This window comes from Rhodovulum iodosum, from assembly GCF_041020385.1.
GTDB classification, from domain to species: Bacteria; Pseudomonadota; Alphaproteobacteria; order Rhodobacterales; family Rhodobacteraceae; genus Rhodovulum; species Rhodovulum iodosum.
On record NZ_JBEHHI010000001.1, the window covers coordinates 462049 to 485499 of the forward strand.

Sequence of the window (23451 nt, forward strand, 5' to 3'; positions counted from 1 at the left end):
GGACGTGCCGGTCTGCGTGCGAGAGGTCGATCTGCCCTGACGGGCCGTGGCGACGGCCACCGGCCCGGCGGCCGGTGGCGCTGTCTTGGCGGGTCGCCGGCCGTCGGGCCGGCGACATTATCCTTACTGCACGATCAGGCCCATTCCGACCAGGGGAAGGGCTTTTCCTCGCTGGCCACTGCCTGGTAGCGCGCGGTCGTCGCCATCCAGTTGCCCAGCTTGGTGCCGAACTCTGTGATGTGCGGGTTGTGCTTTTTCGTAAACAGCATCCAGCCGAATTGCAGGATTGCGGTGGCGACCAGCAGCGTCTGCGCGATCGAGAACAGGATCAGCAGAACCAGCATCCAGCCGCCGCGTATCCATACCGCTTTCGCGGGCCCGGACACGGCGGGCCGGGTTTGGTCTTCGGTCGGGGTCTTTGCGTCTTCGTCAGCCATGGCATCCTCCTGAGGATCTATCCCCGGCCGCATACCGACCGGATCAGAACACGATGACCTCTTCGAAATGGCGTGGCAGGTCGGCGGTTGCAACCTTGATGAGGTCCTTGTTCATGTCCGCAACGAGGGCCTGCGACAATTGAACGCTCATCGCGGCCCGAAGCGCGCCCAACATCTCGGGCGGCGCGGTTATCACCAGGCGATTATACAGTCCATGGGCCCATTCGTCGGCGGTGATCTTCAGCGCCAGGTCGGCAAAGGCCTCGCGGCTCTGCTCGCGCTCGGAGGACGTGCGTTCATAGCCGTGTCGCGCCGCCCCCGGCGAGGCCTGCGAGCGGCCGGGCGCATCGGAATAGCGCGGATGCATCGACGGATCGCGCATCCGGTCGAAATGCGACAGCTCGCGCAACCCCTTGCCCACGCCGGCATTCGCCAGAAGCCGCACCTCCTTTTCGTTGGCAATCAGAACAAGCGTCTGTACCGGTTTCATCGAAATCCTCCCGTCTATGCGGCCCTTTAGGCAAACATCTTAAACCCCGGCCCGCGCCGCACCTTGATTTGGCGCAATCGTTTCACCCCGCCGCGGCATAGGCCCGGCCGATCATGTCGAGCGTCCCGCGCGAAAATTCCAGCGGGCACGCATAGGGGGTGCCGTCCCGCAGGCTATCGCCGAACGCCTCGACCTGAAGCACGTATTGGCGCGCGGTGGGAAAGGTCTCGACCGTCACCCGGCCCGCCCCGTCGCGATGCTCGATCCGGGCCTCGCCGAACTTGCCGGCATTGAAGGGCGCGGTCAGGCGCAGCACCCCCTCCGTGCCGTGAAAGACGACCTCCTGCCAGGGGCACAGACGCATGCTGAGCTTGGCGAAAAAGCTGAAGCCGTCGAACGCGGCGCTGACATCGGCGGTCACGTCCACGCCGTTTTCACGGATCAGCCGGGCCGAGACTTCTTGCGGCTCCTGCCCGGTGGCGAACCGCACGGCGCCGCAGGGGTACACCCCGATGTCATAAAGCGCGCCGCCGCCGGTGTCGGGGCGATTGCGGATATTGCCAGGGTCGGGGTTGTTGAAGCTGAAGAGCGCGTTGACGTGGCGCAGTTCTCCCACCGCCCCCTCGGCCAGAAGCGCCCGGACCCGCAGCCATTGCGGGTGATGCACGATCATGTAGGCCTCGGCGGCCAGCACCCCCGCCGCGTCGCGCGCGGCGATCAGCGCGTCCAGCCCGGCCACGTCCAGCGCCACGGGCTTTTCACAAAGCACCGCCTTGCCGGTGGCAAGCGCCTTTTCCGTCCACTCCACATGCATGTGGTTGGGCAGCGGGATGTAGACGGCGTCGATGGCGGGGTCATCGAGCAGCGCCTCATAGCTGTCGTGGACGCGCAGGCCGGGCGCGAAGGCGCTGAAGCGGGCGGCCTTTTCGGTGCTGGAGGTGGCGAGCGCGGCCAGGTCGGCCCCGCGCGCGGCGTGGATGGCGGGCGCCATGTCGGTCAGGGCGAAATTGGCGGCGCCCAGCACCCCCCAGCGGATCGGCCGTTCGGTCATTGCATCCTCCCTCTCTGCCACAGGAGGGTAGTCAAGAACCGCCGCCGCGGAAAGGGGCCCTAGCCGGCGGCGACCACCCCCGCCGCGGCCTCCAGCGCGCCCTTGCCGTGGGGGATGTCCAGCGCCACCAGCCCGGCCTCGATCGCGCCGAGCGCGCCGAGGATCATGTGGGCGTTCACATGGCCCATATGGCCGATGCGGAAAAACCCGTGCCAGGCCGGGTCGCCCGGCTCGGCCATGCCCAGCCCGATGCCCAGGGTCACGCCGGCGGTCTGGGCCAGCCAGTCGCGCAGGGCGGTGCCATGGGGCGGGCCGATCCGCACGGCCGTCACCGCGTGGCTGCGATGGGCGGGATCGGCGATGTTGATTTCCATCGGCCCGTCCGCGCCCCAGGCCTCGAGCGCGGCCCAGACGGTGCGGGCCAGCCGGCGATGACGGGCCAGCGCGGCGTCGAGCCCCTCTTCATGCATCAGCATGTCGAGCGCGGTGCGCAGCCCGTAGAGGTGATGCGTCGGCGCGGTGCCCCCGAAATACTGGTAAAAGACCTGCGGATCGGCGCGCGGCGCCCAGTCCCAGTACTGGCTGACCAGGTCGGCCTTCTGCCGGGCCTCGGCCGCCTTGCCGTTGAAATAGACAAAGCTCATGCCCGGCGGCGTCATCAGCCCCTTCTGACAGCCCGCCACGGTGACATCGACGCCCCAGCCATCCATGTCGTAGGCATCGCAGGCCAGCGAGGCGATGCAGTCGACCATGAAAAGCGCCGGGTGGCCGGCCGCGTCGATCGCCGCGCGGATCGCCGGGATATCGTTCCTGACCGCGGTGGCGGTATCGACATGGACGACCAGAACCGCGTGGATTTCGTGTCCGCTGTCGGCGCTCAGCCGTTCGGCCACCCGCGCCGCATCGACCGGGGCGCGCTTGCCGAAATCCATCACCTCGACCTCGACGCCCATGCGCCGGGCGACCTCGCCCCAGCCCGGGCCGAACCGCCCGGTGGCCAGCACCAGCACCTTGTCGCCCCGCGAGCAGGTGTTCGAGATCGCCGCCTCCCACGCGCCGTGGCCGTTGGCGATGTACATCGCCACGTCATGGGCCGTGCGCGCCGCCGCCTTGAGATCGGGCATCATGCCCTCGACCATCTCGACAAGCGCGCCCTCGTAGATGTTGGGCGCGGGCCGGTGCATGGCCTGCAACACCCGGTCGGGGATGACCGAAGGGCCGGGAATGGCGAGATATGGGCGACCGTGGGACAGGGGCATGGGCAGACCTCGGATGCGTACATATCCCGGTTAGCCCCGGCACCGACGGGCGTCAATCGCTTGTCACACCGCGCCATTCGGGCTATCTCCGCCCCCTGTCCCGCCCAGCCCAAGGCCCCCATGATCGACCGCCTCAAGTCCGGATATGACGCATTCGAACGCCGCTGGCGACAGTCCGCGGGGGGCGATCTTTCGGCGCCGGGCGCGCGGCGATCGGCGCTTTGGCATTTCCACCTGATGGATCACGCCTTCCTGCGCGTGTTCTGGAGCAACATGGCCCAGGTCGCGCCGGGGGTCTGGCGCTCGAACCAGCCCGACGATAGGCGGCTGAAACGCTATCGTGACATGGGCATCAAGACGGTGCTGTCGCTGAGAGGCGACAAGCCGTCGAGCCACCTCGCGCTGGAGCGCGCCACCTGCGCCCGGCTGGGCCTGACCTTCGAGGTTGCCTCGATCGGTGCGCGGCGGCTGGTGCCGGCGGACCGCGTCTTGCACCTTCTGGACCTTTTCGAAACGGTCGAGCGCCCCTTCGTGATGCACTGCAAATCAGGCGCCGACCGGGCGGGACTCGCCGCGGCGCTTTACCTGATGCATATCGAGGGCCGCCCGGTCGAGGAGGCCGCGAAACAGCTTTCCATGCGGTTCCTGCATTCGCGGCGGGGGGCGACCGGCCTGCTGGATCACATGCTCGACGCCTACGCCGCCGACACAGCGAAAGAGCCGATGCCGATCCGGACATGGATCGAAACCCGCTACGACAAGCACGCGCTGGAAGACGAGTACCGCGCGTTGCAAGCGAAGGGCGGCTAGGCCATGGCGGGCGACGAAGGCCGGGGCGTCGTCGGCTGGCTGTGGCACGGCTACCTGCGCGGGCATCTGCGCACCATCGGCGCCGCGCTCGTGCTGATGACCGTCGAGGGCGCGATGCTGGGCGCGCTCAGCTACCTCGTGAAACCGCTGTTCGACGACGTGTTCGTGTCGGGCAACAAGGGCGCGATCCCGCTGGTCGCGGGGGGCGTCTGCGCGGTGTTCCTGATCAGGGCGCTGGCGGGCTTTGGCCAGCGGGTGCTGATGGCGCGGGTGGGCCAGCGGGTCTCGGCGTCGCTGCAACGCGACCTCGTGGGCCACATGCTGACGCTCGACAGCCTTTGGTTTCAGAAAACCCCGCCGGGCAACCTGATCGAACGGGTACGCGGCGACACGCTGGTCGCCGCCAATATCTGGTCGACGGTGCTGGCGGCCGGCGGGCGCGACCTCGTCGCGCTGATCTCGCTTTTCGCCGTGGCGCTGTCGATCGACTGGGTCTGGACGCTGATCGCGGTGGCCGGCGTGCCGCTCTTGATCGTCCCGGTGATGGCACTGCAACGCTGGGTCCGGGCCACCACCCGCGCGGCCCGCGCTGCGGCGGCCGAGATCGCCACGCGTCTTGACGAGATTTTCCACGGCGTGGTCACGATCAAGCTGAACCGGCTGGAGGCGCGCGAGGGCGACCGCTTTGCCGACACGGTGGACGACTACGTGCAGGCGCAGATCCGCTCGATGACCGGGCAGGCGGGCATCCCGGCGCTGATGGACGTGATCGCGGGCATCGGGTTTCTGGGGGTGCTCAGCTATGGCGGGTTGCAGATCGTCGCGGGGGAAAAGACCGTGGGCGAGTTCATGTCGTTTTTCACCGCCATGGCGCTGGTCTTCGAGCCGCTGCGCCGCATCGGCAATGTCTCGGGCGCGTGGCAGGCGGCGCTTGCCAGCCTCGAACGGCTGCACGCGGTTTTCCTCGACCGGCCCACGATCCTGTCGCCCGCCCGGCCCCGCGCCCTGCCCGCCCCGGGCGGCGCGTGCGACATCGCGCTCAAGGACGTGCACCTTGCCTACCGGGACAGCCCGGCGCTGAACGGGCTGTCCTTTACCGCCGGGGCGGGTCAGACCACCGCGCTGGTCGGCCCGTCGGGCGCGGGCAAGAGCACGGTCTTCAACCTGCTGACACGGCTCGTCGAGCCGCAGTCGGGCACCGTCGCCGTAGGCGGCGTGCCGGTCGACGCGCTGGAGCTGACCGCGCTGCGCGACCTGTTTTCGGTGGTCACGCAGGATGCGCCGCTGTTCGACGACACGCTGCGCGACAACATCCTGCTGGGCCGGACCGACATCACCGAGGACCGACTCGCCGAGGTGCTGAAGGCCGCCCATGTCGACGATTTCCTGCCCGCGCTTCCCGCCGGCCTCGACAGCCCCGCCGGGCCCCGCGGCGCCAACCTCTCGGGCGGGCAGCGCCAGCGGGTGGCGATCGCGCGCGCGCTCTTGCGCGACGCGCCGATCCTGCTGCTGGACGAGGCGACCTCGGCGCTTGACGCGAAATCCGAACAGGCGGTGCAAGAGGCGCTGGACAGGCTGGCCGCTGGGCGCACCACGCTGGTGATCGCCCACCGGCTGGCCACCGTGCGCGATGCCGAGCATATCGTGGTGATGGACCGCGGCCGGGTGGCCGAAGAGGGCCGCCACGAGGACCTCATTGCCCGGGGCGGCATTTATTCCGGCCTCTACCGGTTGCAATTCGCCGTGGAATCCTGACCCTCTGGCCGAGACAGCCACCCCCAGGGAGACCGTAATGCCAGGCGAGGCCGCCCCAGACCGAACCGTGATCGCCATTACCGGCGCCGACCGCCGGCATTTCCTGCAAGGACTGGTCAGCAACGATGTGACCGACCTGTCGGGCCGGCTGGTCTATGCCGCGTTGCTGACCCCGCAGGGCAAGTACCTGGCCGATTTCTTCCTGACCGAGCAAGGCGAGACCATCCTGCTCGACATCAAGTCCGAACTCGCGCCGGGACTGATGCAGCGGCTGACCATGTACAAGCTGCGCGCGGATGTGGCGCTAAAAGAGACCGGCCTGCATGTCCAGCGCGGCCTGGGACCGGCCCCCGAGGGTGCGCTGGCCGATCCGCGTCACCCGGATATGGGATGGCGCGCCTATACCGAGGCGCCCGGCACCGCGCCCGAAATCGACTGGGACGCGCGGCGCGTGGCAAACTGCATCCCCGAAACCGGCGTTGAGCTGATCCCGAACGAGACTTTCCTGCTGGAGGCCGGGTTCGAGCGGCTGAACGGCGTCGATTTCCACAAGGGCTGCTATGTCGGCCAGGAGGTCACCGCGCGGATGAAGCACAAGACCGAGCTGAAAAAGGGCCTCGCGACGGTCCTGATTGCCGGCGACGCCCCGGTCGGGAGCGAGATCACCGCCGACGGCAAGCCCGCCGGCACGCTCTTTACGCGGGCGGATGGGCAGGCAATTGCCTATTTGCGGTTCGACCGCGCCGCGGGGCCGATGCAGGCCGGCGACGCCACCGTGACCCGCAGGGGCTGAGCCATGTTCGACCGCACCGCCCTGGAAACGCTGTTGGATGCCGCTATCTCGCGGGTCGCGCCCTTGCATGGCGGCGACTTGTCCGAGGTCTTTGCCGTCACGCTGGAGGACGGGCGGACAATCGCCGTCAAGCAGGGGTCGCTGGCGATGCGCGAGGCGCGGATGCTGGATGCGATCGGGGCCGTGGGCGTGGCCGCGCCCCAGGTGCTGGCCGCCCGCGGCCCCCTGCTGGCGATGACCTATCTCGACGAGGGCCGCGCGGGGCCCCAGGGCTGGGCCGCCCTGGGCGAAGAGCTGCGCCAACTGCACGCGGTCCGCGGGGCCGACTATGGCTGGGAAGAAGATTACGCCTTTGGTCCCGCCGCCCTGCCCAACGCCGCCACCGGCGATTGGCCGGCGTTTTGGGCCGAACGGCGGCTGATGGCCTGGCCCGAGGCGCTGCCGGGCGACATCGCGCGGCGCACCGAGGCGCTGGCCGCCCGCCTGCCAGAGATGCTGCCCGCAGGGCCGGCCCCTGCCCTGCTTCATGGCGACCTGTGGTCGGGCAACGTCCTTTTCACCGCCGAGGGCGGCGCGGCGCTGATCGACCCGGCCTGCTATTACGGGCACGCGGAGGTCGATCTTGCCATGCTGCATCTTTTCGGGGCGCCTGGGCCGGGCTTTGCCGACGCTTACGGCGCCCTGGAACCGGGGCTCGCCGAACGTCGGACGCTTTATCAGCTTTGGCCGGCGCTGGTGCACCTGCGCCTGTTCGGGGCCGGCTATCGCGGCATGGTCGAGCGGATGTTGGGGGCGTTGGGGGCATAGCCCGAGGCAGGACGCCTGCGCCTTTTCCACAGCCGCGCAGCGAAGCGGCCATGTATTGCGCATATTGACCCGCGCCCGGCGGATCGGGCCTCGCGCCGTCAGGCGCGCTCGGAATATTCCATCGTCTCGGTGTTGACGACGATCGACTCGTCAGGGCCGACGAAGGGCGGCACCATCACGCGCACGCCGTTGTCCAGCACCGCGGGCTTGAAGCTGTTGGCGGCGGTCTGGCCTTTGACCACCGGCTCGGTCTCTTCGATCTTGCAGACCACCTTTTGAGGCAGGGTCGCGTTCAGCGCCTCGTTCTCGTAATACTCGATCATCACCGTCATCCCGTCTTGCAGGAACGGCCGGCGCTCGCCCAATATCTCTGCAGGCAGTTCGATCTGCTCGTAGGTCTCCATGTCCATGAAGACGAGCATCCCGTCGGTTTCATAAAGAAACTGCTGGTCTTTTTGTTCCAGCCGCACCCGTTCCACCTTGTCGGCGCTGCGGAAACGTTCATTCAGTTTCGATCCGTTGCGCAGGTTGCGAAGCTCGACCTGGGCAAAGGCGCCGCCCTTGCCGGGCTTGACGTGATCGACTTTCACGGCGGCCCAGAGCCCGCCGTTATGTTCCAAAACGTTGCCGGGGCGAATTTCGTTGCCGTTGATCTTGGGCATGGGACAGAACCTTGACAGACGGTTGATCGCGATTTCGGCGCACCTATATCTTGCTGATGGTGGGCTTGCAAGACGACTAGATACGGTGCACTGCGCGGGTTGGCTATGCGCCCAGTGCATGATAGGTATTCCGAAATGGAAATACCGAATCGCAATAAAACCGTCATATTCGGCGGCACGCCAGAAAATGCAAGAGCAAGAATAAAGGACAGCGAGATGGTCGATTTCGTTGATGGCACTGCCTTCAACCATGAACAGGGATCCCGTGCACGCAAACTGTTTGCCGCGGTGGTTCTGGCCGCGCTCGACGACGCGATCGCGGATGACAAGAAATACGGCAACGGCCCCGAGCAAATTGCTCGTTGGGCGCGATCGCGCGACGGACGCGAGGTGCTGACCTGTGCGGGTATCGACCCGAACGAACGTGTCGTCTCGGGGCTGATGGAGTTCGTCTCGAAAGGCGTGCGCACCTCGGTCGCGCTGTCGCGCGAGGAAAGCGAACGCCGCCTGATGCAGGAGCATGCCGAGGCGGCCTGACGCCGGCGAACCGCCCGAATGGAACGATCCAAGATACCAACACCCGCCGCGGTCCTGCCGGGCGGGTGTTTGGTTTTGGCCAGCGCCGACCTCGCCCGGTCTTGTTGCAACAAATCCCGGGAAAGCGCGCGCCGGCTGGCCGCGTGTCAGTCGAACGCGCGGCTGGAAAGAACCCGGTTGATCTCGCTTCGCACCAGTTTGCGCACGTTGCGCGTGATCCGCTCGCCCAAAGCGCCCTGCAGTTCCTCGCGCACGATCTCGCTGACAAGCGCCCGCAGCGCGTCCTCGTCGAGCGCGTCTTCCAGGCTGGAAAACAGGTCTTCCGACGCCGTGTCGTCGGCCTCATCCGAAGCGTCCAGGTCGCGTTGCGAAGGCTGGGGCTGCCAGCGCGCGCGGGTCCTCGCCGCGCTGGCTGCGCGGTACTCCTCGGGCTCTTCCTCGGCCTCCGCGGCGTCATCGTAGCTGGGGTCCTCGGGCAGACCGATATGAAGGCGGGTCGAACCAACCCGCGCCGATGACGCGGCCCAGGCCGTCTCGTCCGGCGTGGCGGCCACCGCGGCTTCAAGTTCGGACAGCCGCTCTTCCAGTGACGGGGCGCCGCCTTCTTCCTCGTCCCAGGCCAGTTCCCAGGCCTCTTCCGAGGCCGCCTCGGGGTCCTCGCCGGCGTCGAAGGCGCGCTCGTCGTCGGTCGCATCGTCTTCACACACGTCGTCGCCCGGCAGATCGTCGGCCTCGTCGAGGTCGAACTCCGACAGATCGGGGGCCGCACTGGCGTCGATGCGCAGCGACGGGGTAAGCACCAGTCGGCTCGCGCCCGGTCCGCGGGCCTCGGCCTGCTCGGTCACAAGGCGGCGGATCGAGGACAGGACGTCCTCAAGCTCTGCCGTCTTCATCGTGTCAGACATACCCCGTCCTCACAGCCAGTACACAGCGATGGTAGCTGCACTCCCTTAATCGCACAACAAATTGTACGTCACTCCCGGCCAATGCTTTTGAGCACACGATCCAGCCGATCGCCCTGAACGCTTGTCACCGGTGCGTTGCGCACAGCGTTGTAATAGGCGACCGGATCGTAGGTCGGAATGCCGAGCCCCAGATGATCGACCGTCAGCAGACCCATCGCCGAAAGCAGCGCGTAGACGGCGACATACTGGTTCGCCTCGGCGTTGATCCGCGCGGCGCGGGCATCGAGAAGGTCCTGTTCGGAATCGAGCACGTCGAGCGTGGTGCGCGAGCCCAGATTGGCCTCTTCGCGGGTCCCCTCATAGGCCAGCTGCGCGGCGCTGATCTGCTCGCGCGTGGCGGAAAGCTGGGCGCGGGCCGTGGAAAGGCTCGCCCACGACGTGCCCACCTCCTGGTCGATGGCGCGCACCGTCTGCAACAGCCCGGCACTGGCCTGATCGGCGCCAGCCAGCGCCTGGCGCTCGACCGAGCGCAGCTGGCCACCGCGGTAGATCGGCTGGCTGAGGGTGAGCGACAGGCTTGAGCTGTCGTTGCCGTAGTCGTCGACGCCGATCTCGGCCCCCGCCGTCACGGTCGGACCCAGCGCGGCGCGGGCGCGCGCAACGCTCAGACGGGCGACGGTCACGTTATGCTGCGCACTGACGATATCGGGATGGCGGCGCACGGCGATATCGCGCGCGGCGTTGACCGTGGCCGGCAGATCGGGTGTCGGCGGGATACCGGTCAGCGGCCCGGGATAGCGGCCCACGGCGAGCTTGAACCCCTCGCGCGCGGCGACGAGGTCGCCCTCGGCGGCCACCAGGTTGCTGCGCGCCTCGGCCAGCGCGGCCTCGGCGATCGAAACGTCGGTGCGCGTCACCTCGCCCACGTCGAACCGATCGCGCGTGGCCTGCAATTCCTGGCTGATGAGCCGAACGTTGCTTTGCCGAAGCGCCACGTTTTCCAGCGCGCGGCGCACGTCCATGTAGGCCGAGACCGCGTTGAGCAGCACGTCCTGCTCGACCCCGATCAGGTCGGACCGGGTGGCCATCACGGCTTCTTTCGCGCTTTCCACCGCCAGCCTGTTCCGGCCGTTGTCGTAGAGCGTCAGTTCCGCGCTGAGCGCCAGCGTGGCCTCGGTGCTGGTCGTGGGCGCTGCCGCCGAGGGGTTGGAGGGCGCGACATGCGTCTTGGTCGCTCGCGCAATAAAGGACACGATCGGCCGCAGCGCCGCAACGGCCTGCGCGACATCCTCGTCCGCGGCGCGCAACAGCGCCCGGTTCTGTTCCAAAAGATTGGAATTCTTGTAGGCCGCGATCATTGCATCGGTCAGCGTCTCGGCCCGCGCCCCCGCCGGCACGGCGACGGCGCATAGCAACGCAAGCCCGGCTGCCGTCTGTCTGAAGATATTACCCATTTCTCTCAGCCTTTGCCTATTTGCCACTCGGCGCCCCCCGAACGTACCGCGATCAGAATTCGAAGGCCGGCACCCGTGCGAACCCCGGCAAGACCGGGGCACTCGCGTTGAAGATGAAGCGCCAGCTCATGCCGCCCGCGCCCTTGTAACCCAACCGGCATACGCCCAGCTGCCCTTCCATGAACACCGCGACGGCGCGGCCGCCGGGGCGCAGTTGCGCCTCGAGCGCCGGCGGGAAACGCTCGATCCCGCCCTCCACCACGATAACGTCGTAGGGGGCATAGCGCTCGGCCCCCTCGGCCAGCGGCCCGGTGACCACCGCGGCATTGTCCACGCCTTGTTCCGAAAGCAGGCCCTCGGCCTCGCGCGCCATGTCGCTGTCTTCTTCGACGGCCACGGCGGTTTGCGCCAGGCGCGCGATCACGGCGGCGGAATAGCCCAGCGCCGACCCGATATCGAGCACCAGCTCGTCGGGCTGGATCGCCACCTCTTCCAGCATCTTGGACAGCGTCCGGGGGTCGAGTATGACGCGGCCGCCGCCAAGAGCGAGGTTCTCGCCGACATAGGCCGCCTCGCGTTGCGAGTCGGGCACATAGACCTCGCGCGGCACCTCCAGCATGGCCTGAATGATCGGCAGGCGGGTCACGTCGGACGGGCGGACCTGGGTGTCGACCATGGCAATGCGGCGGGCGGTGAAATCGGTCATCGGCAAAACTCGCACAGTCTCGGGGTTGGATTGGTGATGCCACAGAAACCGGGACTCGGCAACACGCCAGCAGGGCGGTGAAACGCGGCTGCCGAAGCGCTGTTGCGCGCTCACACCGCCGCAGCGGCGGCCGGCAGCGCCAGGATTTCATCGACGATGGCCGCGACCGGCCGGGCGGCGTCCACCCGCGCCCAGCCGATGGCACCGGTGCCCCGAGCCAACTGCGCCTCGAGCACCGCCAGCCCCGCATCCGAGGGCCCGCCGCGCCGCGCCGCGACGCGCCCGCGCAGGGTTTCGGCCGGGGCGTCCAGCCAGACCGCCGTCACTGGCCGGCCGGCGGCCGACAGCGCCGCCACGGCCGCCGCCCGCCGCCCCGCCCGGTCGAAGACCGCATCGACGATGACCGGCACACCCGCCGCGGCCAGTCCCCTGCCGCGCCGGCCCAGCCGCGCGTAAACCCTGTCGGAAACCTCGGGCGCATAGGCGCTTTCGGGCAGGCGGGCGTCGGGCGCCAGCCCGAAAAGCGCCTTTCGCGTTCGGTCGCTTTCAACGATGCGCGCCCCCGGCGGCGGCCCCATCCGCGGCGCCAGCGCCTCGGCCACCGTTGTCTTGCCGCTGCCGCTGAACCCGCCCAGCACGACAACCGGCGCCGGCGCCGGGTCGAGCAGCGCCGCGGCCAACGCGAAATAGCTGCGCGCGGTATCTGCCGCCGCCCCTGCCCCTTCTTCGGCACCCTCGGCAAAGGTCGCGGTCACATGCGCCCTGACCGCCGCACGCACCGCCATGAAAAACGGCAGCAGCCCCGCGCCCGCCTCGTCGCCGGTCAGGTCGAGATACCGGTTGGCCAGCCGGTTGGCGACCCCCGCCATCCCGCGATGCCACAAGTCCATCAACAGAAAGGCCAGATCGTACAGCACATCGACCGTGGCCAGCTGCTCGGAAAACTCGATACAGTCGAAAAGCCGCGGCGCGCCCTCCACCAGGCAGATGTTGCGCAGGTGCAGATCGCCGTGACAGCGCCGGATCCGGCCCTGCGCCGCCCGCCGGTTCAACAGCCCCGCATGGCGCGCCAACGCCCGGCGGAAACGTGTGCCCAGCGCCGCCACCTCGCCGCGCGAGAAGACCCGCGAGGTGGCAAACCCCGCCGCGTTGATGTCGAGCACGCCGGCCATGTTGGCCGCCCCGCCCCCGCCGCGGACCGGCGCCCGGTCGTGATAGGCGGCGATCTGCCCGGCCAGCGCCTCGATCAGCGCCGGGCTCAGCCACCCCGCCGCAGCCATACGGTCGAAAAGCGCCGCCTGGTCGAACCGCACCATCTCGACCGCCGCGTCGACCAGCGGCCCGTCGCCGTCGAAAACAAGGCCGCCATCCGCGGCCCGCGTGATCCGGCGCACGCCGAGATAGATCTCGGGCGCAAAGGGTGCGTTCAGCGCGATCTCGCGTTCGCAATAGGCCAGCCGTCGCGCGGGCGTCGAGAAATCGGCATAGGGCAGCCTGACCGCGCGCTTAAGCTTGAAGGCCCGGTCGCCGGACAGGAAGACCCGCGAGATATGCGTCTCGATCACCTCGCCTCCCGCTGCGCCGAGAAAGGCTGTGACGGCACTCTGGTCATCGGGCGTCATGGCACGGGCTCCGTTGGCAAGCCCAGAGTAGGCTCGGCCCGCCGCGATCGCAAAGCGCCAATGCGCCGCCGCGCAACCCGCCCGCCCCGCCCGGTTTCTTCTGGCCGAAAATATCCCGGGGGTCCGGGGGCAGGCCCCCCGGCGGCCTCGTGCGGGCGCTCCAAACCGCCCCAGGCCGCGGCGATACACGCTTGACGGGGGGGGCACGAAAACCTAATGAATGCGGCACTTCGGCGAGTTGGCGGAGTGGTTACGCAGCGGATTGCAAATCCGTGTACACCGGTTCGATTCCGGTACTCGCCTCCATTTCTTTCTAAATCATAGGGTTAGCGGCTGAACGGTCGGGTGTGACACAAAGTGGGACACACGCCCTATGATGCTGTCATCCTATCTAAGCCCTTCTCGGCATGGTGTTTATTACTTCCGTTGGCCTATCCCTCCGTCCCAAGAGGGAAAGCGGACCACGGTGCGCATCTCCCTGCGGACACGTTGCCCGGATCGGGCTGGTGATTTGGCCCGCCATCTTGCATCCTGCGGACGAATACTGCGCGAGAACAATGCATTGGCGGGACTGAGACAAAGCGAGATACGCGAGAAGGTGCAAGCCTACTTCAAGGCGCAACTGGACCAGTACCTTGACTGGCTGGACCGGCGCGGCTTGTCGAAGAATGCCTTGGCCGATGCCCGCGAAGAAATGCTGGACCATGACAGCATGGTCGATCTTGAAAGCGTCCATCCCCAATACCTGCCAATCGCCCGCTTCAAGACGAAGATGGAAGTCTCGGACGCCGATTGGGAGGCCAGCCTGCCCCGCATCGCCATTGAACTACGCAAGGGTCGCCGGGACATGCTCAGGCGCGTTCTGGAAGCCGCTGAGCGCCTTGAGCATTACTCCTATGACGATGCCCCGAACATCGTTTCTGCCGCTCCTGCGCCCGCTCTGCCAGCCTCATCGCCCTTGGGTGCGGCGGTGGATGATTTCATCGCTGAGCATTCGCGCCAATGGACGGGCAAGACCACGGTTCAGAACCGGGCTTACCTGAACATCCTTGTCGAATACTTCGGCCCTGATCGGCTGCTTGCGACGATCACCAAGCAAGATGCAAGCGAAGTAAAGAAGGTCTTGCAGGTGCTACCGGCCAGCCGAAACACCAAGCCCAAGTTGAAAGCCATGCCCTTGATGCAAGTCATCAAGGAACCGGGGCACAAGAAGATCGCAGCCGGGACACTCAACAGCCATATCCAGATGTTCAAGATGTTCTTCGACTGGGCGGAACGGCACGGACATGCTCCGCACACGCTCTTTGAAGGAATGAAGGTGAGGAAGGACAAGGCCAGCGAGAGTGAGCGCAAGCCCTTCACACCGGATCAGGCGCGGTTGATCTACACCGAGTTGACGGAGAACCCGTCCGGGCTGGTGCGCAAAGACAGCCACAAGTGGGGGATGCTCTTGGGCATGTTCACCGGGGCGCGTTTGAACGAGATTTGCCAACTCGACATTGCCGATGTGAAGCAGGACGGCGGTACATGGTTCCTGAACATCACTGACGAAGGCGACGACACCAAAAGCGTCAAGTCTAAGGCAGGACGGCGCAAGGTGCCCCTGCATTCCGAGTTGATCCGCCTTGGCTTTCTCGACTTCGTGGAAAGTCGCAGGAACGCCACACGCCTGTTCCCAGACTACAGCTACAGCGCCAATGGCGGCTACGGTCGCAACTTGGGCCGCTGGTGCAATGAGAGTTTCTTGCCCAAGCTGGGCATCAAGCAGCCGGGTCTTGTCTTTCATAGCCTGCGGCACACTGTTGTGACGCGGCTGAGCCAAGCAGACGTGCCCGAACCCATTGTGCAGTGCATCGTCGGTCACGCGCGTTCTGGTGTCACGCAAGAGGTCTATAATCGGGAAGGCTACACGTTGACCCAGTTGAAAGAGAACATTGACCGCTTCGCCATCTGCCAAGCTAACTAGTCGGCTGGTCGGGGCCATTTTGCATGGCCCCTTCCATCGTGAACGCAAAACGGCCAGCTTCCGCGCGGATCGCTTCGAGTGTTTCGGAGGTCATCGCTTCTTCCGTGACTTCTGCTATCCACTCCGGGTCAACTTCGTCCATGCGCTCAAGCGCGGTCAGTTGCGCAACGATGAATGCCGCGCCGTTGGTGTGCATGTCGAGATCGGACAGTTTCAGACCGAATGCCTGCACCGTTCCATCGAATGCGCCTAGCGCAGCGGCGGCAATCTCTTTGTCATCGAGGTCGCGCTTTATCGCTGTCAAATAGCCGACATGGTGCATACCCGCCGCAAGGTGGACGTCCTCCAAGCTATCAGGCTGGGACGTAAAAACAGCTTCATCTGGTTCAGTTGCGGCAGGCTCACCCATCGGCGCGTTATCTTCGTGCCTGAGCGGCACAATGAAGTTGTCTTCCGCTTTCGGGTTCATTGCGCCCGCGCAAAAGGCGCTCACCACGAAAGCAACACCCAAGGGCATGACGAAAGCCAATAGCAAGAAACCGGCAACGAGAAACAGCCACCAATACGCGCGGAAAAACCGCATGGTGCCGGTGGCAACCAAGAGTTGCATTTGCACGTTCCACCAATAGCGCCCGATCACGCCAAGGCTGGTACTCGCAGCGGCAAAACCTTCGGTCGCAGCACCGTAGGCGATGTGGTGGTCAGGTGACTTGTTGTTGAGGCTCATAGGGCGCTCCGATGGTGAGACTGACGCGCGCCCCGGCACGGCCCGACACCGGACAGCAAGGACGATCAATATCCAGATTTTAGATACCTAGTTTTGAGATATAGTCAACGCGCCCAGTGCAACAGCATGGGGCGTTCATGCCTAAAACTCTTGGAGATCAAAGGCATGATGCTCTTATCCGCTATCTCATCGAGAAGCGCGGCGAGGCAGGCTTGAAGCAGGTGGAACTTGCAGAGCGGATGAAGGTCTACCAGTCCTTCATCGCGCGGCTGGAAAGCGGTCAACGCCGGGTGGATGTGGTGGAACTGGTCAAGCTGGGCGAGGTGCTTGGCTTCGATCCTACCGAGATCGTGGGCAGGCTGGCCAAGATGTCGGACTGAGCCTGCCACGGCCCCGGCCTATTTGCCCCAGTAATGGGGTGAAACCATTATTAACCCCACGAGCTACCCACATATAGCCGGACTGAGTAGCATCATGGCTCTAATGCCTCGGCCTCGAACGCCGCTTTAAAGTCGGTATTGGTCTGACCCGTCTCATTGAAGAAGGGCAATCCAAGAACCGTGTAATCCCGACCTTGGAATACCGTCTCAAGTCGGGCCTTGGCTTTCACTTGCTCAAGAAAGTCCTGCTTCCAATCGTCTTGCGGGCGCAACTGGTCGCCCTTGGGTTCGATGAATAGCTGCAAGATTGTGCTGGCTTCTTCGCCCTTCTTCTTCAGAAACAGAACGAAGTCGGGTTCAAAGGCGCGTCCGGTGTCGAAGTCGTACAGCTTCACCGCCTTCTCATTCCGTAGCAGGTAGAAGTCGTCATACACGCCCCGAAGTCGGGCTTCCTGATCGTGCATATACTTGATGAAGTGCTTTTCTTGGTCCGTGCCGTAGCTGTCGTCGTAGGCGTGCCAGTCCTTGCCGCTCAGGTCGATCTGGTCCAGCCCCGGCACGTTGCTTTCACCCTTCACCCAACTCAGGCCCGTCTCGCCTTCGATCCTCAGTTTCAGCACCTTGTCGGTGAAGCGGTCCTTGATGGGTTCCGGCTTGAAGTCCTTGGTGCCGATATACTCGACGCTTTCACGTTTCACGCCGCTTTCGATCTGGTGCAGAACGTATTGCGCGATGTCCAGCTTTTGCCGTGCGGTCAGGTTGTCCAAGTCATCGGGCAAACCGCGCACGCTCACTGTCACGCCGCCCAGATAGGTATCGGAGGTCACAAACTGCGAGGCGCTGGCGAGTTGCGGGAAATAGGTCCGCAAGTTGGCGAAGTGGAAGAAGTCGTTGGCATCCATCGCAAAGCCCAGAATGGCCCTGCCAAAGTCGGCCAGCTTAAAGTCGCGGGACACGGGTTCCTTGCTCGACGGTTTCAGCGTCAACTGCCCACCGCCAAAGGCAGAGGCTTCCGTCACCCGGCCTGTCATCAGGTTGGGATAGGTGAACGGGCCTTCGATCTTGTAGGCGTCCAGCCCGTCCACACCGTCGCGCGGGTTCTTCACCCGGTCATTTGTCCAGACGTATTCACTCACATATAGGGAGGACTGCTTGAAGCTGTCCTTGAGCCTCAAGCGCACCGTTCGAGCGGTGTCGTCCAGCATCCCGGTTTCCCGCAAGGCATTGCGGATGTCTTGGATGTACTTGGGATTGTGCGAACAGTGATAGTGCAGCCCTTCCAGCACCCGCAAAGGATGGTCCACCGCGCTGTCATACTTGCGCTTTTCCCGTGCCGCGTCCGGTTGGTCCGGGGCGATGAACGGGAAGTACCGCGCCCCGCGCCCGATCAACTGCGCCTCGGCCATCGTGGTCTTACCCACCTTGTTGGCCTTGCCGTCGCGGGTGTCATACAGCCGCACGATGTCGAACAGGTTCAGCACGTCCCAGCCTTCGTTCAGCTTATCGACGGCGAAGATCACCCGTATCTCGTTGTCCCGATCCTCCAAGGCGTTGAGTTCTATCTGTCTGTTTTCCAAGTCCTTGGGGTTGTTGACGTTCACCACCTTCTCGGGGGCAAAATCGCCCTGTAGCTCACGGGCGAAATCCGCGCCGCTCATGGCCCGTTCGTCCATGATGAAGGCGAAGGCCCGCGAAAGGGTCTCATCGCCCTCAGAGGCCGCCCTCAGCGCGTCCAGCGCCTCGCCCGTCAGCCCGGCCACCATCGCCGTGAACGCCACTTCATTCTCGCCAGAGGCCGCGATGGTCTTGGACTTCATCAGGATTACAGGCTTGCAATGCAGCCCATGCGCCTCGGCCACCTTCCGGCGGTACTGGCTCAGGACCATCGCCTGCATCATCCGGGCCTCGGGTGGCAGATCGGCTTGCCGCAACTCGATGTCCTTGGAATAGCCGTCTTCGCGAAACTGCCGCAGCGAATAGTCGTACAGTATCTTGTCGGCATACTTCGCCCGGATCGCGTCGTTGCTCAGGTCCACGGTCGCGGTAAACTCCAACAGCATGTTTTCAGGATGCTGGCGGAAAATCTCGGATACCGTGCCTTCCCAACTGGCCTTTTCCTTCGCTTCGTCCTTGGTCAGCTTGTCCTTGCTCTTGGTCTCGGCGTTCAGGTGGTGCGCCTCGTCCGAGATCATCACCACCTTGTAGTCGCGGAAGTCTTCGATGGTGACGGCATTCTCTTTCGGGGCCTGCATCCTTGTGTGCAGCCCTTGAATGGTGGTGAAGTGGATGTTGATCGCGTCCGTATTCACCGCGTCGAAGGTGTCCACCGCGCGGATGTCCACCGGCTTGTCATCAATCCGCACACTGGGCGCGAACAGGTGCTTGGCCGATGCGGGGTTGAGGAAGTTTTCCTTGGTCTTCTCGATGATCTGGGCAGAGTTTACGAAGAACAGGAAGTTGCGATAGCCGCGCCGGTACAGGTCCAGGATCAGCGCCGCCATCAGCACCGTCTTGCCGCTGCCCGTGGCCATGTGGAACAGCAGGTGCGGGTTGGTCGGGCGTTGCGGGAAGTCTTCGATGTAGTAGAGCCAGCGTTCCAGCGCCGTGACCTGATAGGGCCTCAGTTCGATCTTGCCCGCGATGTTGCCCGTCACATGGTCGGGGATGTCCTTCTTGAGCAGCCCGAGTTCAACCGCCCCGTTCAGCTTGTCGTTTAGGGTCTGGCTCATTGGTCCAGCTCATAGAAAGAGCGGGTCGCGCGCCTGTCGTCTTCCGCAATGTCGAAGTCTACATCGCCAAGAGAGCCGAGATTGACATAGAGGTGGTTGGCATCAAGGCAGTCCATCAAAACGCGCTTGGCGTCTTCCAGCGGAAGGGCGGCGAAGTCTTTGATGTCGAAGGCGCTCAGGTCTACGTCATAGCGCAGATAGCCGGTGGCCTGCATGTCGGCATGAATGGTTTGCAGCGCGGCCATGTCCGGGGCCGCTTCGATCCGGTCGGCAAAGGCCGAGTTGGAGGCCGCAAGTTCGGCATAGACAAACGATCCGCCGCCTTGCCACTCGACGGCTTTGGAAATGCCGCCCTGTTCGCCTTCGATGACTTTCTTGAGGCGCGATGCGGGCAACTCAAGAATGTAGTCCATCTGTTCAACGGCGATCCAGCGACGACCCATCTTGTGCGCAACTGCCGCTGTCGTTCCTGAGCCGGAATAGAAGTCCAAAACGATGTCACCGGGATTGGTGGCAATGTGGACAATGCGTTGTAACAGTCGCTCAGGCTTTGGTGTGAAGTCAGACGCTTCATCCGAACCGACGATTGCATTCAACTCTTTCTTGGCCTGTTCATTCGTCCCTGCATCTTGATGCGCCCACCAAGTCGATGACTGAATACCGTTTTCGTCCTTGAGGTACTTCTTACGTCTTGGTTGATTGCTTCCATCCTTGCCGAACCAAAGACGTTTCTCTTTCTCAAGGATGCGGTATTCTTCCTCAGTCACTTTCCAGCAATAGCCTTCTGGTGGATAGAACCTGTCGCCAGACGGCGCGGTGATCCAATACATCTGATTTTCACGGCCCCACTTGCCATTCTTCTTTTGGTTCTGGGCGGTGAAGTCTCTATGAACCCATGGTCCTTTGGGGTCATTGTCTGGGTTCTTATATTCCGCGCGCTGCTTGTCTGTCATGGGCAAGCGATTGGCGCTTTCCTCAAAGATAGTCTTGAAGGTGCCGTTGGACCGCTTGGTTGTGCCTTGCTCACGGGCAAAGACAAGAATGTTGTCATGTGAGTTGCCAAGAATAACCCGGTCGTCGGGTGAGGTTCTCTTTTGCCACGCAATGTGCGCTACAAACTTTTCACGCCCGAAGACCTCATCCATCATCACTTTCGCGTAGTGTACTTCAGTATCATCCAGTGTGACGAAGATTGCACCATCGCGGGTGAGTAGCGACTTCGCGATTTCAAGTCGCCCCTTGAAGAAGGTCAGCCATGCAGAGTGGTTGAAACGGTCATTATACCGGAACCCGTCATTGCCGGTGTTATAGGGCGGGTCGATATAGATCAGCTTCACCTTGCCCGCATAGCGCGCTTTCAGCGAATGCAGCGCCAGCAGGTTGTTGCCCTTGATAAGCAGGTTGTCGTCCTCCGACACCGCATCCACGGGCTTTGCCTTACCTGCCGCCACGGCCTCCGCATCCCAGCGTTCCCAGCCGGTCAGCACCTTGGGTTCAAACAGGCGCGTGATGTCGTCCGGGGCCAGCGTCGTGTTCCAGAACACCTCGTTGCGGCCCCGGTCCTCTTTCGTCATGCCGCCTTCCAGCACGCAATCCTTGTAGGGCCACGCCAGCACCACGTCCCGCGACTGGCTCAGGTAATCGCCGCGCCCATCGGTCAGGCCGATCCGGTTCTTGAAGGCTGTGTAGCTGTCGGGCAGGAAGGCTTTGTTGGACACGAAGTCCTGAAACTTCACCTTGTCAAAGACCAGCGCCCCCGCGACCTCGGCAAAGAAATGCGCCTTGATCGTGTCGGACTGCATCAACAGTTCCAGCAGCCGCGCGTCCATGTTCAGCGCCGCCTCGATCACCGCATTCTTGAGGATCGCCCCATCCGAGATGAACGCCTGTTCGGCTTGGAGAAGCGCCGTCAGGTCATCGAGAAGGTTCTGCATGAATGGTCGCCCCCGTGTTCGTCTTTTCGCCCTTTGTGCCTGACGGGACAGGGAAAATCCAGCGGTCCCTTATTTGCCCCAGTAATGGGAATATTGGGTTTATAGGGGCAGGTCAGCGCAGGGCGTAAGCCGGGGTGACTTTGACAGGGGGAACCTGCCCCAGCCTCGCCTTGAAGGTGTCCTTCATCACCTGCACCAGTTCCCGTTCCAGATGGGCCTGCACGATGAAGGCGTCATGGATGGGCAGGATCGCATGGCCCTGCCTGACAAAGTGCAGCATGATCGCCTCAGCCATATCGCTTTCCAGCCGTTGCAGGGTCAGGCCCTTGTCGGTGCCCAGCATGGCGGGAACCATCGGGAAGGCGTCCAGCACCTGCGCGCGGAAGTCCTCTGCTGTCATGCCCCACCGGGTGCTGTCGAAGTCGCGGGGTTCCTCTGTCGTGCCTGTCTTGGAGTTGAGCAAGGCGGCAAGCGTGGCCTTGGCATGGTCCCGTAAATCTTCGTCCGCATTCGCCCCCACTATTGGAGAATAGGGGTCTTCCGGTATGGGCTGGCCCGCCTCTGCCAACAGCACCGCCGGGTTGAAACCGCTAAAGTCGGCTTCGATGGTGTGCTGCCCGTCTATCGTGATCGCGGGGCGCACATGGCTTTTGACGTTCTGCCACCAACCGCCGTGAAAGCGGCCACCGCAATCGAAGTTGCCCCGGTTGAAGACCCGGTGCAGGCGCACCTTGCGGCCTTGGTATTCGGGTTTTCGGTCATGGATCGTGAGCGGTCGCGTCGTGTCTATATCGGTCGCGTCCAGCTTTGCGTTGATCTCTTCCAGACGTGCCCGCATCGCCATCGTGTCGGGCGTATCGTCGTATCCGCAAAGCCGGTCCTTCTTGTCTTTCAACCGAATGGGTTCTTTGCCCCTCTCCACTCGGAAGTCACCAAAGGTCCAATCCTCAGCTTGCAGTTCGCTTGCACCCTTTTCGGTCAATGCGAAGCGGCTGGTTTGACTATGGTCGGGAAGATTGAAGCCGCGCTTGACCATTTCAATGTGGCCAAGTTTGCACAACCAGTCCTGCACGGTCGTGAACCTGTCTGCTGTCATATATTCAGGTCGGTATCGCCGTTCCCGGTCCAGTGCCTCGTTGCTGCGATACATGCCGATTGTCGTCGGCCATTTGTTGCACTTCGCGCGCATCAAGTTAGCAAGGATTACACTTCCGCAGTCGATAAACTTCCGTTGCGTGTTGGGGCTCGGTTTGCGCTTGGGGAATGCCGCTGCCCACTCCGCGCACACGTCATCCATGAGCAAGTCGATAAGGTTCTGTGCATCGCGATTTGACGCCACCAGATACGGCTCAAACGCCCATGAGTGATCCGCCAGTTGGCTGGGCAGAGTGGCAGCTATCGCCGCCATCCTCAAAGCGAAGTCAGACTTGGTTTCATCGGCCATCGAAAAATCCCGAAACATTTTTTCGTGACCCGATCTATACACAGCCACGCGCCAACTTCCCCCATACCCTACCCGCCCGGTGGGGGACACGCCCCGGTTCGCGCCTCGCCCGTACCATTGGACACAGAAAGCGCCATAGGGTCAGCACCCGCACCACCTACAGAGGGACAGAAGCGCCAAGACGTGACCCGCCCTCACTAAAGGACGAAGGGACAGCCAAGGATGCATTCGGGCCACCTATAGGACGATAGGAAGGCCACCTGAGACAACACCCGGCGGTTGACAGAAGCACAACCAAGACAGCATAAGTGTGACACGAAGTGCGACACACAACTCAACCTCGCACGCGATTGTTCAAGCCTTCCAGTGGCTTAGAAAAATGGTAGCGGGTCCGGTACTCGCCTCCAATACTTGGCGGATTCGGCGCGGGGTTTCTCAACAACTCCCACAACATTCGCTTTTTGGTTTCGTTTCGTTCACTTGCGTTGTTCCTGGGCCTTTGGTGCCCTGACCTTCTACCGGACGCTCGCGGTGCAGTGCGCCGTCATGTCCTGCATTCCCCTCGTGACCGCGGCGATTCCCTCGTCTGTCATTCTGGGGTGGCGGTATAGCGCATCCCGTGAATGTGGTATCCTCCGGCCCCGATCTGGCGGCGCACCTTCATCACCGCCAGCGCTGCGCCTCAGTAGGACCACAGGCCGGTGGCGCGGCTGTTCGTGAGGATGACGCTCGGCGGTGCTGAGCGCCCCGCCGGGCGCGCGGTGAGCGGTATTTATAGCCGCTTCCCGGTCTTGGAGTGGCGGACGTTGATGCCGCCCGCTTCGATGTCGCCCAACTGCATCTAGAGCACGTTCCCGATGCGCTGACCGGTGCCCAGGCGCAGTTCAAACAGCAGGAGCGCCCTGCCCTGCGCCGTGGCGCGATAGGCGGCGGGCAGGGCCAGGACCGCGTCGAGAAGGGCGGCCATCAGCACGCGTGTCATG

At 64.1% G+C, this 23451-nt stretch carries 21 protein-coding genes and 1 tRNA gene; 8 read left to right on the top strand and 14 right to left on the bottom strand.

Annotation, left to right across the window (positions count from 1 at the left end; translation table 11 throughout):
- Positions 1–134: 134 nt before the first annotated feature.
- The 4 genes from Ga0609869_RS02250 to Ga0609869_RS02265 all read right to left on the bottom strand — a co-directional run bounded on the left by Ga0609869_RS02250 (position 135) and on the right by Ga0609869_RS02265 (position 3237).
- Entirely contained in the window at positions 135–437 is a 303-nt protein-coding gene (locus Ga0609869_RS02250; protein WP_170168868.1) for a DUF4389 domain-containing protein, read from the bottom strand.
- A 43-nt stretch (positions 438–480) separates the two neighbouring features.
- Positions 481–927 carry a baeRF12 domain-containing protein gene (locus Ga0609869_RS02255; protein ID WP_125408190.1) on the bottom strand — a complete coding sequence of 149 codons (447 nt, stop codon included), beginning with the start codon at positions 925–927 and terminating at the stop codon, positions 481–483.
- Positions 928–1009: 82 nt separating this feature from the next.
- Positions 1010–1978 carry a Gfo/Idh/MocA family protein gene (locus Ga0609869_RS02260; RefSeq protein WP_125408188.1) on the bottom strand — a complete coding sequence of 323 codons (969 nt, stop codon included), beginning with the start codon at positions 1976–1978 and terminating at the stop codon, positions 1010–1012.
- A gap of 59 nt (positions 1979–2037) precedes the next feature.
- Positions 2038–3237: a pyridoxal-phosphate-dependent aminotransferase family protein gene (locus Ga0609869_RS02265; protein ID WP_125408186.1), complete on the bottom strand. Its 1200-nt coding sequence runs from the start codon at positions 3235–3237 to the stop codon at positions 2038–2040.
- 120 nt (positions 3238–3357) lie between these two features.
- Between Ga0609869_RS02265 and Ga0609869_RS02270 the strand changes: the two genes are divergently transcribed.
- The 4 genes from Ga0609869_RS02270 to Ga0609869_RS02285 are packed head-to-tail and all read left to right on the top strand — an operon-like array spanning position 3358 to position 7402.
- Positions 3358–4047, top strand: coding sequence for a phosphatase domain-containing protein (locus Ga0609869_RS02270; protein WP_125408184.1), 690 nt, complete (start codon positions 3358–3360; stop codon positions 4045–4047).
- A gap of 3 nt (positions 4048–4050) precedes the next feature.
- The gene (locus Ga0609869_RS02275) at positions 4051–5802 is read left to right on the top strand and encodes an ABC transporter ATP-binding protein (RefSeq protein WP_125408182.1); all 1752 of its coding nucleotides are present in this window, start codon (positions 4051–4053) and stop codon (positions 5800–5802) included.
- A gap of 37 nt (positions 5803–5839) precedes the next feature.
- Positions 5840–6595, top strand: coding sequence for a CAF17-like 4Fe-4S cluster assembly/insertion protein YgfZ (gene ygfZ / locus Ga0609869_RS02280; RefSeq protein ID WP_125408180.1), 756 nt, complete (start codon positions 5840–5842; stop codon positions 6593–6595).
- Positions 6596–6598: 3 nt separating this feature from the next.
- A complete protein-coding gene (locus Ga0609869_RS02285) occupies positions 6599–7402 on the top strand; it encodes a fructosamine kinase family protein (RefSeq protein ID WP_125408178.1) in 804 nt (267 codons plus the stop codon).
- 98 nt (positions 7403–7500) lie between these two features.
- Here the strand turns inward: Ga0609869_RS02285 and efp are convergent, their stop codons facing one another.
- Positions 7501–8064 carry an elongation factor P gene (gene efp, locus Ga0609869_RS02290; RefSeq protein WP_125408176.1) on the bottom strand — a complete coding sequence of 188 codons (564 nt, stop codon included), beginning with the start codon at positions 8062–8064 and terminating at the stop codon, positions 7501–7503.
- Between the two features lie 216 nt (positions 8065–8280).
- On the opposite strand from efp, the gene Ga0609869_RS02295 reads away from it, so the two are divergent.
- Positions 8281–8601 (top strand): DUF6280 family protein, encoded by a 321-nt coding sequence (locus Ga0609869_RS02295; RefSeq protein ID WP_125408174.1) that lies wholly within the window; start codon positions 8281–8283, stop codon positions 8599–8601.
- A 146-nt stretch (positions 8602–8747) separates the two neighbouring features.
- Here the strand turns inward: Ga0609869_RS02295 and Ga0609869_RS02300 are convergent, their stop codons facing one another.
- The 4 genes from Ga0609869_RS02300 to Ga0609869_RS02315 all read right to left on the bottom strand — a co-directional run bounded on the left by Ga0609869_RS02300 (position 8748) and on the right by Ga0609869_RS02315 (position 13288).
- Positions 8748–9506 carry a hypothetical protein gene (locus Ga0609869_RS02300; protein ID WP_125408172.1) on the bottom strand — a complete coding sequence of 253 codons (759 nt, stop codon included), beginning with the start codon at positions 9504–9506 and terminating at the stop codon, positions 8748–8750.
- A 68-nt stretch (positions 9507–9574) separates the two neighbouring features.
- Complete coding sequence (locus tag Ga0609869_RS02305) at positions 9575–10960, bottom strand: TolC family outer membrane protein (RefSeq protein ID WP_125408170.1); 1386 nt, start codon at positions 10958–10960, stop codon at positions 9575–9577.
- A gap of 52 nt (positions 10961–11012) precedes the next feature.
- Positions 11013–11666 (bottom strand): protein-L-isoaspartate O-methyltransferase family protein, encoded by a 654-nt coding sequence (locus Ga0609869_RS02310; RefSeq protein WP_125408168.1) that lies wholly within the window; start codon positions 11664–11666, stop codon positions 11013–11015.
- A 110-nt stretch (positions 11667–11776) separates the two neighbouring features.
- On the bottom strand, positions 11777–13288 hold the full coding sequence (locus tag Ga0609869_RS02315; RefSeq protein WP_125408166.1) for a bifunctional aminoglycoside phosphotransferase/ATP-binding protein: 1512 nt from the start codon (positions 13286–13288) through the stop codon (positions 11777–11779).
- A 232-nt stretch (positions 13289–13520) separates the two neighbouring features.
- Between Ga0609869_RS02315 and Ga0609869_RS02320 the strand changes: the two genes are divergently transcribed.
- Positions 13521–13594: transfer RNA gene (locus Ga0609869_RS02320), tRNA-Cys, on the top strand.
- A gap of 292 nt (positions 13595–13886) precedes the next feature.
- Positions 13887–15254, top strand: coding sequence for a site-specific integrase (locus Ga0609869_RS02325; protein WP_369022829.1), 1368 nt, complete (start codon positions 13887–13889; stop codon positions 15252–15254).
- Here the strand turns inward: Ga0609869_RS02325 and Ga0609869_RS02330 are convergent.
- Positions 15247–15981 carry a hypothetical protein gene (locus Ga0609869_RS02330; RefSeq protein WP_125408162.1) on the bottom strand — a complete coding sequence of 245 codons (735 nt, stop codon included), beginning with the start codon at positions 15979–15981 and terminating at the stop codon, positions 15247–15249. The two genes, Ga0609869_RS02325 and Ga0609869_RS02330, sit on opposite strands and share 8 nt — an antisense overlap.
- A 137-nt stretch (positions 15982–16118) precedes the next feature.
- On the opposite strand from Ga0609869_RS02330, the gene Ga0609869_RS02335 reads away from it, so the two are divergent.
- Complete coding sequence (locus Ga0609869_RS02335; protein WP_125408160.1) at positions 16119–16361, top strand: helix-turn-helix domain-containing protein; 243 nt, start codon at positions 16119–16121, stop codon at positions 16359–16361.
- 92 nt (positions 16362–16453) lie between these two features.
- Here the strand turns inward: Ga0609869_RS02335 and Ga0609869_RS02340 are convergent, their stop codons facing one another.
- The 4 genes from Ga0609869_RS02340 to Ga0609869_RS02355 form a co-directional block, all read right to left on the bottom strand.
- Positions 16454–19090 carry a DEAD/DEAH box helicase family protein gene (locus tag Ga0609869_RS02340; RefSeq protein WP_125408158.1) on the bottom strand — a complete coding sequence of 879 codons (2637 nt, stop codon included), beginning with the start codon at positions 19088–19090 and terminating at the stop codon, positions 16454–16456.
- On the bottom strand, positions 19087–21024 hold the full coding sequence (locus Ga0609869_RS02345; protein ID WP_125408156.1) for a DNA methyltransferase: 1938 nt from the start codon (positions 21022–21024) through the stop codon (positions 19087–19089). The genes Ga0609869_RS02340 and Ga0609869_RS02345 overlap by 4 nt, the downstream gene beginning before the upstream one ends.
- A 112-nt stretch (positions 21025–21136) precedes the next feature.
- Positions 21137–22468, bottom strand: coding sequence for a hypothetical protein (locus tag Ga0609869_RS02350; RefSeq protein WP_125408154.1), 1332 nt, complete (start codon positions 22466–22468; stop codon positions 21137–21139).
- Between the two features lie 841 nt (positions 22469–23309).
- Positions 23310–23450: a hypothetical protein gene (locus Ga0609869_RS02355; protein WP_170168867.1), complete on the bottom strand. Its 141-nt coding sequence runs from the start codon at positions 23448–23450 to the stop codon at positions 23310–23312.
- Position 23451: the final 1 nt, after the last annotated feature.

Excerpts from the sequence above, each read along its gene's own strand:
- Ga0609869_RS02255 (WP_125408190.1), bottom strand. The coding sequence starts at position 927 with ATGAAACCGGTACAGACGCTTGTTCTGATTGCCAACGAAAAGGAGGTG.
- Ga0609869_RS02270 (WP_125408184.1), top strand. The coding sequence starts at position 3,358 with ATGATCGACCGCCTCAAGTCCGGATATGACGCATTCGAACGCCGCTGG.
- Ga0609869_RS02260 (WP_125408188.1), bottom strand. The coding sequence starts at position 1,978 with ATGACCGAACGGCCGATCCGCTGGGGGGTGCTGGGCGCCGCCAATTTC.
- Ga0609869_RS02330 (WP_125408162.1), bottom strand. The coding sequence starts at position 15,981 with ATGAGCCTCAACAACAAGTCACCTGACCACCACATCGCCTACGGTGCT.
- Ga0609869_RS02310 (WP_125408168.1), bottom strand. The coding sequence starts at position 11,666 with ATGACCGATTTCACCGCCCGCCGCATTGCCATGGTCGACACCCAGGTC.
- Ga0609869_RS02350 (WP_125408154.1), bottom strand. The coding sequence starts at position 22,468 with ATGGCCGATGAAACCAAGTCTGACTTCGCTTTGAGGATGGCGGCGATA.
- ygfZ (WP_125408180.1), top strand. The coding sequence starts at position 5,840 with ATGCCAGGCGAGGCCGCCCCAGACCGAACCGTGATCGCCATTACCGGC.
- Ga0609869_RS02275 (WP_125408182.1), top strand. The coding sequence starts at position 4,051 with ATGGCGGGCGACGAAGGCCGGGGCGTCGTCGGCTGGCTGTGGCACGGC.
- Ga0609869_RS02335 (WP_125408160.1), top strand. The coding sequence starts at position 16,119 with ATGCCTAAAACTCTTGGAGATCAAAGGCATGATGCTCTTATCCGCTAT.
- efp (WP_125408176.1), bottom strand. The coding sequence starts at position 8,064 with ATGCCCAAGATCAACGGCAACGAAATTCGCCCCGGCAACGTTTTGGAA.
- Ga0609869_RS02265 (WP_125408186.1), bottom strand. The coding sequence starts at position 3,237 with ATGCCCCTGTCCCACGGTCGCCCATATCTCGCCATTCCCGGCCCTTCG.
- Ga0609869_RS02345 (WP_125408156.1), bottom strand. The coding sequence starts at position 21,024 with ATGCAGAACCTTCTCGATGACCTGACGGCGCTTCTCCAAGCCGAACAG.
- Ga0609869_RS02250 (WP_170168868.1), bottom strand. The coding sequence starts at position 437 with ATGGCTGACGAAGACGCAAAGACCCCGACCGAAGACCAAACCCGGCCC.
- Ga0609869_RS02295 (WP_125408174.1), top strand. The coding sequence starts at position 8,281 with ATGGTCGATTTCGTTGATGGCACTGCCTTCAACCATGAACAGGGATCC.
- Ga0609869_RS02285 (WP_125408178.1), top strand. The coding sequence starts at position 6,599 with ATGTTCGACCGCACCGCCCTGGAAACGCTGTTGGATGCCGCTATCTCG.
- Ga0609869_RS02340 (WP_125408158.1), bottom strand. The coding sequence starts at position 19,090 with ATGAGCCAGACCCTAAACGACAAGCTGAACGGGGCGGTTGAACTCGGG.
- Ga0609869_RS02300 (WP_125408172.1), bottom strand. The coding sequence starts at position 9,506 with ATGTCTGACACGATGAAGACGGCAGAGCTTGAGGACGTCCTGTCCTCG.
- Ga0609869_RS02355 (WP_170168867.1), bottom strand. The coding sequence starts at position 23,450 with ATGACACGCGTGCTGATGGCCGCCCTTCTCGACGCGGTCCTGGCCCTG.
- Ga0609869_RS02305 (WP_125408170.1), bottom strand. The coding sequence starts at position 10,960 with ATGGGTAATATCTTCAGACAGACGGCAGCCGGGCTTGCGTTGCTATGC.
- Ga0609869_RS02315 (WP_125408166.1), bottom strand. The coding sequence starts at position 13,288 with ATGACGCCCGATGACCAGAGTGCCGTCACAGCCTTTCTCGGCGCAGCG.